Here is a 13,000-nt window from a genome sequence, read left to right on the forward strand (position 1 = left end):
CCCATGTACCGTATGAGCCACGAGAGATGCCTGACGTCATCGGGGCCCGCCTTCGGGCTGCCCCGCATTCTGTGCGAGGGGGTCGAGCCATGGGGCGCGGCCGTGCTAAGGCCAAGCAGACAAAGGTGGCCCGGGAGTTGAAGTACCACTCCCCGAACACCGACCTCGCCGCCTTGCAGCGAGAACTCGGCGGCAGCGGCAAGTCGGACCACGACTTCGACGACGACTACAAAGAGTATGTCGACGACGATGACGAGGACCACGCGGACGACGACCCGGACACCTGGGCCCGTCCGACCCGCTGACCTCCGGTCACATCTGAGCACGCGGTAGCCCCCGCGTGCTCACGCATGTGCTCAGCGGAAGCCGGCGTACCGACCGACGATCAGGGACCTGCCGCACCGGGCCGCGCCCGGGCGCACCGGCAGGTCCTTGATCGCGGACGGCTGGCGTCAGCGCGGCCGGTTGTTCCAGTTGTAGAACGTCGGGATGTTCTCGAAGTGGTTCCAGGCGCACACCGCACTGGCCCCGTCACCGCCCGACACCTCCGCTCGCAGCAGCCGCGCGGCCTCGGCCTCGTGGAGCAGAGCGGTCAATCCCACGGCGGCTTCCCGCACGCGGTCCGCCACTGGGTCCGGTGCGGCTTCCCCGACGCGCTCAGGCTGCCGGCGACTCGCGGTCTCGGGCATGCTCCAACACTCCCTCCAGTAGGCGGATCTTGCTGTTGCGGCAGTGCTCGGTCTCCGTACCGTCGAAACGGCCCAGCTCGAAGTAGCGGTTGGCGGCGTGGCCGCCGCCACAGAACCCGAAGTAGGGGCAGGACGACCGGCACGCCTCGACGCCGGCGAGGAACTCACCGACCCAGGGCGTACGCCCCGCACCGGAGAGGATCTCGGCCAGCGGGGTACTCAGCACGTTGCCGCTGCTGAAGTCCCCGTACCGAGCGTCGGTGAAGCCGGCCAGCTCGGGGGAGAGCACCACCACCGTACCGTCGTGGGCGACGGTGGGGATCGGGTCGAGCTGGCGGGGCAGCAGGTCGTCCGCCGTGCCGGCCAGGACGGCCCCGGCGTACCGCAGGGTCCACTCCACCTCGCGCAGGTGGATCCGGGGATCCCGGCGCCAGGCGCCGACCAGCTCCGCCCAGAATCCGGTCACCGCGACGGCGTCCCGGGCGTTGCTCCGGGTGTTGACCCCCTCGGTCTCCTCGATGTTGACGCCCAGCACGTCGCAGCCGAGGTCGAGGAAGTAGTCGTACAGCTCGGTGGCCAGGCCCGGCGCGGGCCGGGACACCACGGCGAGGGCCGAGAAGGGCAACCCGTGCCGGCGCAGCGCGGCCACGCCGGCCAGGATCCGCTCGTACGCCGGCCGGCCGCCCCGGGTGACCCGCTCGGCGTTGCGCTCCCGCGGCCCGTCCACGCTCACGCTGACCCGGATGCCGTGCTCGGCGAAGAACGCGCACCAGGCGTCGTCGATCAGCGTGGCGTTGGTCTGGACGTGGTGCTCCACCTCCGGGTGGAACGGGGCCAGCAGGGCCGCCAGATGCTCCCGGCCGGCCGCGAGGGGCTCCCCGCCGTGCCAGACGACGGAGAAGCGGCCGACGGCCGCCCACGGGTTCACCGCGGCCGCCACCGCCTCGGCGACCGCGACCGGCATCCGCCGGTCCGCCGCCCGCATCGGCAGGTAGCAGTAGGCGCAGTCGAGATTGCAGAGCGTGGTCGGCTGCATCACCACGTACGAGGGGACGGCGGCGATGCCGCGCATCCCGGGATGCGTACGAGCAGCCATCAACCCTCCCCCGTCAGCCCGAAGTGCCCTTCAGGCTAGGCGGCGGTGGCTACTCGGGTGAACCCCCGATCAGGTGCCCGGATGATCACCAGAGCGTGATCATCCGCGCGTGTGCTGCCCGATCATCTGCACGTTGCCGGAGCCCTCGATGATCTCGCCGGCCTGCCAGGCGTCGACGCCCCGGCCGGTCAGGGTGGCCAGCGCGCGGTCGGCGTCCTCGGCGGAGACGATGGCGAACATGCCGACGCCCATGTTGAACGTCGCCTCCATCTCCGGGTCCTCGATCCGGCCCTTGGACTGGATCAGGTCGAAGACCGGCTGGGGCTTCCAGGTGGAGCGGTTGACCACCGCGTCGACGTGCTCCGGCAGGATCCGGACCAGGTTGCCCGGGATGCCGCCGCCGGTGACGTGGGCGAACGCCCGCACCTCGGCCTCGGCGATCAGCTTGAGGCAGTCCTGGGCGTAGATCTTGGTGGGGGTGAGCAACTCCTCGCCGAGGGTGCGCTGCCGGCCGAAGTCCTCGATCACCACGTCCAGCCGCATCCGGCCGGCACCGAGCAACACGTGCCGGACCAGCGAGTAGCCGTTGGAGTGCAGGCCGGAGGAGCGCATCGCGATCACGACGTCGCCCACCTCGACCCGCTCGGAGCTGAGGATCTCGCTCTCCTCCACCACGCCGACACCCGTGGCGGAGATGTCGTACTCGTCGGGACGCAGCACGCCCGGGTGCTCTGCGGTCTCGCCGCCGAGCAGGGCGCAGCCCGCGTACCGGCAACCGTCGGCGATGCCCGCGCCGATCTCGGCGACCTTGTCCGGCACGACCTCACCGGTGGCGATGTAGTCGAGCAGGAACAGTGGCTCGGCGCCGCAGGCGACCAGGTCGTCGACCACCATGGCGACCAGGTCGATGCCGACCGTGTCGTGGATGTCGAGCTGCTGGGCGATCACCAGTTTGGTGCCGACCCCGTCCGTGGAGGAGGCGAGGATCGGGTTCTTGTACTTCTTGGTGTCCAGCCGGAACAGGCCGGCGAAGCCGCCCAGGTCACCCAGCACCTCCGGGCGCCGGGTCTGCTTGACCTTGGACTTCAGCAGCTCGACCGCGCGGTCGCCCGCCTCGATCGACACCCCGGCGTCGGCGTAGGAGACCGAACGTTTGCGCGGCGTACGGCTCGTGCCGGCCGTCCAGGGCTGGCGGTCGCCGCCGGCGCCCGTCGGGCTGGTTCCTGCGCCGCTGCGCTCGGACACGTGCGTCACGGTTCTCCCCTTTGTGGTTCTCGCGGGCCGCTGTTGCGGTGAGCGGACCGCGTCGGAGGTGCTATGGGCGGTGGGTAGCGGCCGACGGCTTGCGGTTGTCGCCGAGTGCGGCAGTGGTGATGTCAGCGGTGGCCTGGGCCGCCTCGGCGGTGACCCGCCGGCCCACGCCTTCGAGCACGTGCTTGCCGATCAGGTGCCCGGCCGGCAGTTCGATCGGGTACTCCCCATCGAAACACGCCCGGCAGAGCCGCGTCTTCGGCTGCTCGGTCGCGGCGATGAGGCCGGGCAGCGATACATAACCCAGCGTGTCCGCCCCGATCGACCGCCGGATGCCCTCGTTGTCCAGCCCGTTGGCCAGCAGCTCGGCCCGGGTGGCGAAGTCGATGCCGTAGAAGCAGGGCCAGCTGACCGGCGGGGAGGAGATCCGCACGTGGACCTCCAGGGCGCCCGCCTCGCGCAGCATCCGCACGATGGCCCGCTGGGTGTTGCCGCGGACGATCGAGTCGTCCACCACGATCAGGCGCTTGCCCCGGACGTTCTCCCGCAGCGGGTTCAGCTTGAGCCGGATGCCGAGCTGACGCAGGGTCTGCGACGGCTGGATGAAGGTGCGCCCGACGTACGGGTTCTTCATCAGGCCCTGGCCGTAGGTGATCCCGGACTCCTCGGCGTAGCCGATCGCGGCCGGGGTGCCGGACTCCGGCACCGGGATCACCAGGTCGGCCTCGACCGGGTGCTCCCGGGCGAGCTGGCGGCCGATCTGCACCCGCGCGGCGTGCACGTTGCGCCCGGCGATGGTGGCGTCCGGGCGGGCGATGTACACGTACTCGAAGAGGCAGCCCTTCGGCTCCGGGGCGGCGAACCGCGTGGATCGCAGCCCGTCCTCGTCGATGGCGATCAGCTCGCCGGGCTCGACCTCGCGGACCACGCTGGCGCCGACGATGTCCAGCGCGGCGGTCTCGCTGGCGACCACCCAGCCGCGCTCCAGCCGGCCGAGCACCAGGGGGCGCACCCCGTGCGGGTCGCGGGCCGCGTAGAGGGTCGACTCGTCCATGAACACGAAGCTGAACGCGCCGCGCAGCTGGGGCAGCACCTCCAGCGCGGCCGCCTCGACGGAGAGATCAGGACGGCTGGCCAGCAGCATGGTGACCAGCGAGGTGTCGTTGGTCGAGCCGTCGGAGTCCATGCCCCGCGTGGCCGCCTCGCGCTGGAGCTCGGCGGTGTTGACCAGATTGCCGTTGTGGGCCAGCGCGATCGTGGTGCCGGAACTGGTCGCCCGGATGGTCGGCTGGGCATTTTCCCAGGTCGAGCCACCCGTGGTCGAGTAACGCGCGTGGCCGATCGCGACGTGCCCACGCAGGCTGGCCAGAGTCGGCTCGTCGAACACCTGGGCCACCAGGCCAAGATCCTTGTAGACCACCACCCCGGAGCCGTCGCTCACCGCGATGCCCGCGGCCTCCTGGCCACGGTGCTGCAGGGCGTACAGCCCGAAGTAGGTCAGGTTGGCGACCTCCTCCCCCGGGGCCCAGACACCGAAGACGCCACACGCGTCCTGGGGGCCGGGTCGCTGGGGGTCAAGGTCGTGGCTCAGCCGGCCATCGCCTCGGGGCACCTGCCGCTCCCTCATGCTGGTCTGGACCCGGCCTGGCGGAGTCGGGGGCCAGCTCCGCGCGGACCGGCCGGGGCCGTCGTCGCCTGACAGTGTACGCGAATAGCAGTCGACACTGACAGTCACAGCTCGCCTGCTGATCGTGATGGCGAGTGGGTGTACCCCCAGCTAGAGCGGGAGGTAGTCGGCGAGGTCGGCGCGGATCCCGCTGACCCGTACGCGACCCTCGGTGACCGCCTCCGCCCAGCCGAGGCGGCCGCTGGCCAGCGCGAGCCAGGTCTCCGGGTCCATTTCCACCACATTCGGCGGCGTACCACGGGTGTGTCGCGGTCCGGCCACGCACTGCACGGCACCGTATGGTGGAACGCGCACCTCCACCGATCGGCCGGGGGCGCGCTCGGCGAGGACGGCCAGGAGGGTACGGACCGCCTCCCGGAACACCGGCCGTTCGGGCGTACGCCCCTCATCCAGCGCTGTCAACGCGGCCGCGACCGCGGCGGACTTAGTGTGCGGAGAGGACACGACGGGACGATACGATTCGACAGCATCACGGTCGACGCTGGCCCTGGGTAGAGATGATCCGGCCAGACAAGGCATAGTTGCCGACGGCGTATTCGTACCGTGAGTGATCGTCCCCGGCCCGGCGCCGGCCGGCGGGGAGAGATCAGACCCGGAAGGCGGTGGACGTGTCAACACACCGACGTGCCTGGAAGCAGCGGGCCGGTGTGGTGGTGGCGCTGGTTGTCGGCGCGCTGCTCGCCGTCCCCGCCACACCCGCCTTCGCCGCCAGGATCACCTCAGCGGACGACTCGGTGACGATTGATGCCGGCAAGAGCAGTTCCGTCAACATCAGCGTCACACCGGAACCTGGCGAGAACTCAGCGACGATCAACATCACCGGTCTGCCCGACGGAGTCAACTGCGGGGGATGCGGGAAAAAGGTCGACTTCCCTGGGGGCCTGCCGACCCCGCAGCCGGTGACCCTGACTCTGTCGGCGGCAGCTAACGCACCTGCGGCCAACGGAACCCGGGCGACAATTCGGGTCGAAGGCAACGGCAACGGAGGGTCGGACGCCCAGCCGCTCAGCGTCACCGTCAAGGCGGCTGCGCCGCCGGAGGCGCAGACGGTCAAGTCGATCTCCGGCAAGGTGATCATCGCGGACAACAGCGAGCCGCTCGAGGGCGTCGTGGTCATGCTCCGGGACAGCAAGGGCATCACCCGCCAGACCAACACCGACGGCAGCGGCAACTTCCGGTTCACCGGCTCGTCCTCGGATCCGATCGCGCCCGGCCGGGTCGACCTGGCCTCTGGCAAGGACGGCAAGACCGGCTACAAGACGGTCAACGCGTCGGCCGGCCAGGCCGTGACCGGCGTGCGGATCAGCGTGCCGATCAAGGTCGAGAAGAGTCCGAGCCCGTCGCCGTCCGCCAGCGCGGAGCCGGTGCCGACCGAGGAGCCGACCGACGAGGCCACCGACACGCCGGCCACCGAGGCGGCTGCGGGGCCGCAGCCCGCCGCCCAGCAGGACTCCGGCGGCTTCGGCAACTGGCTGCTGATCCTGCTCGGCGGTCTCTTCGTGGCCGTGGGCGTCGGCACCATCGTGCTGCTCTACATGAAGCGCAAGAACGAGGGCGACGACGACATCGACGGTGACGGCCCGGGTGGTCCGATGGGTCCGGGTGGCCCGGCGGGCGCGGGTGCCGTGCCGGCCGCCCGGGGCGCCTACCGGGGTGCCGACGACCAGACCCGGGTGGTCAGCGGCATGGGCGCCGGAGCGGCGCCGACGATGGTCGGCGGTCCCTCGCTCAGCGACGCGCCGACCATGATGCACCGCCCGGTCGTGGACGACGTCCCGCCGGACCCGTACGGCGCCCCGCCCGGGCCCGCCTACGGCGTCGGCGGCGGGCAGGACGGCTGGGGCGGCGGTGGTTACGGCGACGAGCCGGCCGGCCAGGGTGGCTACGGCCAGGGAGGCGGCTACGGCAACGCGCCCTCCTCGGGTGGTGGCTACGGCAACGCGCCCTCCTCGGGTGGTGGCTACGGCAACGCGCCGTCCTCGGGTGGTGGCTACGGCAACGCGCCGTCCTCGGGTGGCGGCTACGGCAACGCGCCGTCCTCGGGTGGCGGCTACGGCAGCCGGGACTACGGCGCCGGTGCCGGTGGCTACCCGCCCGCCCAGGGCGGCGGTTACGGCGGCGAGCGGTACGACGAGCCGACCGGCCGCTACACCGGCGACACCACCCAGTACGCGCCGCCGGCCGACCCGTACCCGACCAGCACCTACCAGCCGGACCAGGGCCGCGGTTACGACCAGCCCGACCAGGGTCGCGGCTACGACCAGCCGGGCCAGGGACAGTACGGCCGCGGCCCGGAGCCCGGCACCGGCTACGGCCAGGGAGGCGGCTACGGCGGCCCCTCCGGTGGCTATGACAACGGGCCGTCGGGCGGCTACGACGGCGGCCAGCAGGGCTACGACGGCTACGACCAGCGTGGCGGCTACGACAACGGCCCGCAGCAGGGCTACGACGGCCACGACCAGCGGGGCGGCTACCGCGGCGGCGCCGGTTACGGCCAGCCGCAGCAGGGCGGCTACGGCCACGAGCAGCCGCCGCAGCAGCGGACCGGCGGCTACGACAACCAGGGCTACGACCAGGGCGGACACTACGGCGATCCGGCCCAGGCCGGCCGGGGCCGACCTGACGGCCCGCAGGAGCGCGGCGGCCGCCGCCTCGACTGGCTGGACGACTGACCGCCGGGGCCACGTGCCCCGCACCGATATCGACAGTGGCCGCCCGGGCGATCCGGGCGGCCACTTCGCATGATCGGTACGGCAGTCCGCAGTGGCCGACCTGCCGGACCTGGGAGGGCCGCCCGGCTCGGCTCGCGGGTCGGGATCCGGACACAGGCGCCCAGAGCCAGGTCGCGGAGCTGCCGAACGGACCGCCGTGGTCGACTTGCCGCAGCGGCGGCGCCTACCCACGGAGGTTCGGTTCGGTCCGCCCTCGCCACCGATCAGTTGTCGGGCCCCGGTGACAAACCTGGCGGCGGGCGTGCCGGGCGTCATCCAGCCGGAGCACGTGCGCCTGATGGCATAGATGAATCACCGGGATGGGCCAGCACAGCTCCGGCGCGTCCGGCCGCCGGACAGAGCGGCTGCCGGTTTCGGGTGCAGTTGTGGTCGCTGGGACGACAACAACTGCACCCGAAGTCGCAGATCGTTCGCGAACACGTGAGTCGTTTACGTCATCAGGTCGGTAGTCACCGAGACGCAAGCAGCCAGCGCGCCGAAACACCGGCCCGAGCCGGACCAACCGGCGCGGGGCCTGACCAACGGGCAGAGCCGGACCAACGGGCAGAGCCGGACCAGCAGACAGCGACCAGGCGGCGGACCCACGGACCGAACCGAAGAGCCAGGCCAGCCGGCGAAGCCGGGCCAGGCGGCAGAGCCGGGCCAGGCGGCAGAGCCGGGCCAGGCGGCAGAGCCGGATCAGGCGGCGGCGAAGTAACCCTGGCGCAGAACCGGTACCACGTCGGAGACACCCACCTGGACGGCGACCTCCACGTCCCCAGCGAAGCCGCCCTCGGCGAGTTCCCGCCCGGAGACGCACCCCCGGACGGCGGCCGGCACGTCGGGCGTGCTGGCCAGCGCGGCCAGGGCCATCGCCGCCTCCACCGAGAGCCCGCCCGGCACCCCGGACAGGGCGTCCAGCACACTGGCCGCCCCGAGCTGATCCTCCACGCAGGGGCGCAGTGAACCGTCCGGCCAGCGCTCACCGGCCGCCACCACACCCACCGGCGCGTCGTTCGAGCCGTACCCCTGGGCACGCAGCCATCGCCCGACGGCGGGCGCGTTACGCAGGCACGCCGCCACCACCGGCAGACCGGTGGCGCTCGCGGCGGCGCTGATCGCCGAGCCGTTCGGCGAGGGCAGGACCAGGTCGGCGACGGCCGGTGCGGTCCGCAACGCCGCCGGCGAGAGCGACCATGGATGCTCCAGGGTCATCTGCCGGCGGCCGACCGCGGCGATCGCCCCCACCCGGCGGGCGTACTCGGCGGCCTGTTCCCCCCAGGGGAACGGGTGCACCCGCATGCCGCGACCGACCGCCACCTCGACGGCGGTGGTGAACGAGAGCACGTCCACCACCACCAGGGCCGCGCAGACCCGGCCGAGTTCCGCCGCCCCGGTCAGCCCCCAGTCGAACCGGGCGCCGGAGCCGGGTTGGGCGTAGACGGCCAAGGCCAGGGCCTCAGCGCTGATCCGGCGCGGGGGCCTGGTCGTCCGGGTCACCGGTAGCCGTCGCGGAGCCCGCCGGCCCGGCCGTCGCCGGGTCGGACGTCGCCTCGGGGGCGTCGACCGGGACATCGGGCCCGTCGGCGCCCGGTGCGGCGTCCCCGGCCTCCGCCGGGGCGTCACTCGCCTCCGCAGCCGCGTCCGTAGCGGCCACGGGAACGTCCGGAGCCTCCGACGCCTCCACGGCGGCGTCCTGGGCCGCCATGGGAGCATCCGCCGCCACTACGGTGTCCGGGGCCGTCGTCGCGGCAGCGTCCGCCGCCACCGGGGTCTCCGCCGCAGGAGCGTCCGCCCCCTCCGCCGGCGCCCCGCCGTCGGCCTGGCCGGCCGGGTCGGGGGCCGGATCGGTCGCCGGGTCGCCCGCCGGCTGCTCGCCGACGGCCGGGACGACGCCCGTACCGAGCGCCGCCACCTGGCCCGCCTCCACGCCGCCGAAGAGGCGCGGCAGGGTCGCCGTGTGCGCGGCGCGCAGCTCGTCGAGACCGATCCGGAACTGGTCGTGCACCTCCAGCGCGCCGCTTGCCGGGTCGGTGACGCCGATGAACTCCCACGGCACCCCGTGCTCGGCGCAGAGCGCGGTGAACGCCTTCTCGTGCCCACGCGGCACCGACACCAGCGCGCGGCCGGCCGACTCGCTAAACAGGAAGACGAACGGCATCGACCCGCCAGCGAAGTGCTCGGGCACGGCGATCCGGGCCCCGACGCCACGCCGCAGGCAGGACTCGACCAGGCTCTGGGCGAGGCCACCGTCGGAGAGGTCGTGCGCGGAACTGAGGTGCCCCACCCGGGCGGCGGCGGCCAGCAGCTCGGCGAGCTGCCGCTCGCGGGCCAGGTCGACCTGCGGCGGAATGCCGCCGAGGTGCTCGTGGGTCACCCACGCCCACTCCGAGCCGGAGAGCTCGACGTGCGTCTCACCCAGCAGGAAGAGCTGGTCGTGGTCGCCGCCAGGACGCGGCACGAAGCCCATCGGCACCCGGTCGGCGACGTTGTCCAGCACGCCCAGCACGCCGACCACCGGGGTCGGGTGGATGGGTGCCGGGCCGGTCTGGTTGTAGAAGCTGACGTTGCCGCCGGTCACCGGGATGCCGAGCTCCAGGCAGCCGTCCGCCAGGCCGCGGACGGCCTCGGCGAACTGCCACATCACGCCCGGGTCCTCCGGCGAGCCGAAGTTGAGGCAGTTGGTCACGGCGATCGGCTTCGCGCCGGTCACCGCAACGTTCCGGTACGCCTCGGCCAGCGCCAGCTTCGTCCCGTGGTACGGGTCGAGGCGCGCGTACCGGCCGTTGCCGTCGACGGAGAGGGCGACCCCGAGGCCGGTCCGCTCGTCGATCCGGATCACGCCGGAGTCCTCCGGCTGGGCGAGCACGGTGTTGCCCAGCACGTACCGGTCGTACTGCTCGGTGACCCAGGTCTTGTCGGCCAGGTTCGGCGACGCGATCATGCGCAGCACGGTCTCCCGCAGCGCCTCCGGGTTGCTCGGCCGGGGCAGCGTCTCCGCGCGGTCGGCCTGGAGCAGGATCAGGTCGGCCGGCTCCCGCATCGGGCGGGCGTACACCGGACCGTCGTCGACCAGGGAGCCCGGCGGCACGTCCACCACGACGTGGTCGCGCCAGGAGACCACCAGGCGACCCGGCTGGCCGTCCGGCGCGGGCGGGGTGACCTCACCGATCGCGGTGGCGAGCACGCCCCACTTCTCGGCGGTCTTGAGCACCGCCTCCAGCTTGTCCGGGGCGACGACCAGCAGCATCCGCTCCTGGGACTCGCTGGCCAGGATCTCGTGCGGCTCCATCGAGGGCTCCCGCAGCGGCACCCGCTCCAGCCAGACCCGCATGCCGGTGCCCGCCGCCGCGGCGGTCTCGGTGAGCGCGCAGGTCAGGCCGGCGCCGCCGAGATCCTGGATGCCGACGACCAGCTCGGCGTCGTACAGCTCCAGGCACGCCTCGATCAGCAGCTTCTCGGTGAACGGGTCGCCCACCTGGACCGACGGGCGGCGCTGTTCGCTGCCCTCGTCGAAGGTGGCGCTGGCCAGCACCGACACGCCGCCGATGCCGTCCCGGCCGGTCTTGGCGCCCATCAGCACCACGACGTTGCCGGGGCCGGCGGCCTCCTTCTTCTGCAGCCGGTCGACCGGCAGCACGCCGAGGCAGAGCGCGTTGACCAGGGGATTGCCCTGGTAGCAGGGGTCGAAGACCACCTCGCCGCCGATGTTCGGCAGGCCGAGGCAGTTGCCGTAACCGCCGACGCCGGCGACCACGCCGGGCAGCACCCGGGCGGTGTCCGGGTGATCGGCCGCGCCGAAGCGCAGCGGGTCCATCACCGCGACCGGACGCGCACCCATGGCGAGGATGTCGCGGACGATCCCGCCGACGCCGGTCGCCGCGCCCTGGTACGGCTCGACGAAGCTCGGGTGGTTGTGCGACTCGACCTTGAAGGTCACCGCCAGCTCGTCGGAGACCCGGACCACGCCGGCGTTCTCACCGATACCGGCCAGCAGCCGGTCGCTCGGCGGGGCCTTCTCGCCGAACTGGCGCAGGTGCACCTTGCTCGACTTGTAGGAGCAGTGCTCGCTCCACATGATCGAGTACATGGCCAGCTCGGCCTGGGTGGGGCGGCGGCCGAGGATGTGCCGGATCCGGTCGTACTCGTCGTCGCGGAGGCCCAGCTCCGCGTACGGCTGGAGCTCCTCCGGCGTGCCGGTGGCCCGGGGCACGGTGTCCACGGCCGCGGTCCAGTCGTCGGCCGGGCCGGCCTGCGGCACCACGGTGGCCGTACGCGGCTCCGCCGGGTCGGCCGGGTGGGCGCCCGGTGCCTCCCGCAGGTCCGGGTCCGGATGGGTGGTCATGACCTCTCCTCGCTGCGCTCGCCGCCGGGGCGGCGGGTGAGCCGACCGATGATCCCGCCGCGCACGGTCACGCCGGCGTCCCCACCAGGTGCTTGAGCACCGAGGTGAAGAAGCCGAGGCCGTCCAGGGAGGGGCCGGTGAGCGCCTCCACCGCGTGCTCGGGATGCGGCATGATGCCGACCACGTTGCCGGCCTCGTTGGTGATCGCGGCGATGTCGCGCTGCGAACCGTTGGGGTTGCCGCCGAGGTAGCGGGCGACAACCCGACCCTCGGCCTCCAGGCGGTCCAGCGTCGCCGGGTCGGCGACGTAGCAGCCCTCGCCGTTCTTGACCGGGATCAGCACCTCCTGGCCCGGCTGGAACGCGTTGGTCCAGGCGGTGCCGGCGGCCTCGATGCGGAGGATCTGGTCCCGGTTACGGAAGTGCAGGTGCTGGTTGCGGGTGAGCGCGCCCGGCAGCAGGTGGGCCTCGCAGAGGATCTGGAAGCCGTTGCAGATGCCGAGCACGGGCAGGCCGCCCCGGGCGGCGTCCACGATCGTCTCCATGACCGGGGCGAACCGGGCGATGGCGCCGCACCGCAGGTAGTCACCGTAGGAGAAGCCACCGGGCAGGACCACGGCGTCCACGCCGTGCAGCTGCGGGTCGCCGTGCCACAGCCGGACCGGCTCGGCGCCGGCGATGCGGACGGCTCGGGCCGCGTCCCCGTCGTCGAGCGAACCGGGGAAGGTCACCACACCGACCCGGGCGGTCACTGGCGCGCGTCCACGGGCTCGTCGGTCTCCACCACGCGGACCGTGAAGTCCTCGATGACCGGGTTGGCCAGCAGCTTGTCGGCGATCTCCCGGGCCCGGTCCAGGTCCGGTTCACCGGTGAACTCGATCTCGATCCGCCTGCCGATCCGGACCGAGGCGACGTCGCTGACGCCGAGCCGGGGCAGCGCGTTTGCGACGGCCTGGCCCTGCGGATCGAGGATCTCGGGCTTGAGCATGACGTCGACGACGACGCGAGGCACGGGGCACTCCTGACTGTGTACGCAGTTGGGTGCCGGCCCACTACGGGCGAGCGCAGCCAGCCTACCTGGCAGATACCGCCTCGGCCGAACCGGCCGGCGCGTCCGGGCAGTGATCGACGTGACCCCGTCGAGGGGGCCGCACCGGATGTCCCGGCCTGCACGGAACGCACCCTTACCAGGAACGACAGCGCCGCCAGGTGGCCAAATCGT

11 protein-coding genes are annotated in these 13,000 nt (G+C 72.7%); 2 read left to right on the plus strand and 9 right to left on the minus strand.

Going from position 1 to position 13,000, the window contains the following annotated elements:
• The first annotated feature begins 89 nt into the window (after window positions 1–89).
• Entirely contained in the window at window positions 90–305 is a 216-nt protein-coding gene (locus tag ACGF4F_RS18875) for a DUF3073 domain-containing protein (RefSeq protein ID WP_073834995.1), read from the plus strand.
• Between the two features lie 147 nt (window positions 306–452).
• Here ACGF4F_RS18875 and amcA read toward each other — a convergent pair whose 3' ends face one another.
• The 5 genes from amcA to ACGF4F_RS18900 form a co-directional block, all read right to left on the minus strand.
• Window positions 453–689, minus strand: coding sequence for a multiple cyclophane-containing RiPP AmcA (amcA, locus tag ACGF4F_RS18880; protein WP_073834996.1), 237 nt, complete (start codon window positions 687–689; stop codon window positions 453–455).
• Window positions 658–1,761, minus strand: a complete 1,104-nt coding sequence (gene amcB, locus ACGF4F_RS18885; RefSeq protein ID WP_393078954.1) for a cyclophane-forming radical SAM peptide maturase AmcB — start codon at window positions 1,759–1,761, stop codon at window positions 658–660. The genes amcA and amcB overlap by 32 nt, the downstream gene beginning before the upstream one ends.
• A 123-nt stretch (window positions 1,762–1,884) precedes the next feature.
• Entirely contained in the window at window positions 1,885–3,039 is a 1,155-nt protein-coding gene (gene purM, locus ACGF4F_RS18890) for a phosphoribosylformylglycinamidine cyclo-ligase (protein WP_357434594.1), read from the minus strand.
• A 61-nt stretch (window positions 3,040–3,100) separates the two neighbouring features.
• The gene (purF, locus tag ACGF4F_RS18895; RefSeq protein WP_357434593.1) at window positions 3,101–4,648 is read right to left on the minus strand and encodes an amidophosphoribosyltransferase; all 1,548 of its coding nucleotides are present in this window, start codon (window positions 4,646–4,648) and stop codon (window positions 3,101–3,103) included.
• A gap of 165 nt (window positions 4,649–4,813) precedes the next feature.
• A complete protein-coding gene (locus ACGF4F_RS18900) occupies window positions 4,814–5,167 on the minus strand; it encodes a sterol carrier family protein (RefSeq protein WP_357434592.1) in 354 nt (117 codons plus the stop codon).
• Between the two features lie 164 nt (window positions 5,168–5,331).
• On the opposite strand from ACGF4F_RS18900, the gene ACGF4F_RS18905 reads away from it, so the two are divergent.
• Window positions 5,332–7,395 (plus strand): carboxypeptidase regulatory-like domain-containing protein, encoded by a 2,064-nt coding sequence (locus ACGF4F_RS18905; RefSeq protein ID WP_393078810.1) that lies wholly within the window; start codon window positions 5,332–5,334, stop codon window positions 7,393–7,395.
• A 738-nt stretch (window positions 7,396–8,133) separates the two neighbouring features.
• Here the strand turns inward: ACGF4F_RS18905 and ACGF4F_RS18910 are convergent.
• The 4 genes from ACGF4F_RS18910 to purS all read right to left on the minus strand — a co-directional run bounded on the left by ACGF4F_RS18910 (window position 8,134) and on the right by purS (window position 12,790).
• A complete protein-coding gene (locus ACGF4F_RS18910; RefSeq protein ID WP_393078813.1) occupies window positions 8,134–8,883 on the minus strand; it encodes a 2-phosphosulfolactate phosphatase in 750 nt (249 codons plus the stop codon).
• A gap of 10 nt (window positions 8,884–8,893) precedes the next feature.
• Window positions 8,894–11,779, minus strand: a complete 2,886-nt coding sequence (gene purL, locus ACGF4F_RS18915) for a phosphoribosylformylglycinamidine synthase subunit PurL (RefSeq protein WP_393078816.1) — start codon at window positions 11,777–11,779, stop codon at window positions 8,894–8,896.
• A 67-nt stretch (window positions 11,780–11,846) separates the two neighbouring features.
• Window positions 11,847–12,530 carry a phosphoribosylformylglycinamidine synthase subunit PurQ gene (gene purQ / locus ACGF4F_RS18920; protein ID WP_357434590.1) on the minus strand — a complete coding sequence of 228 codons (684 nt, stop codon included), beginning with the start codon at window positions 12,528–12,530 and terminating at the stop codon, window positions 11,847–11,849.
• Window positions 12,527–12,790, minus strand: coding sequence for a phosphoribosylformylglycinamidine synthase subunit PurS (gene purS, locus ACGF4F_RS18925; protein WP_073835003.1), 264 nt, complete (start codon window positions 12,788–12,790; stop codon window positions 12,527–12,529). Before purS ends, purQ begins: the two co-directional genes overlap by 4 nt.
• Window positions 12,791–13,000: the final 210 nt, after the last annotated feature.

Source organism: Micromonospora sp. NPDC047740 (assembly GCF_043204735.1).
Classification (GTDB): Bacteria; Actinomycetota; Actinomycetes; order Mycobacteriales; family Micromonosporaceae; genus Micromonospora.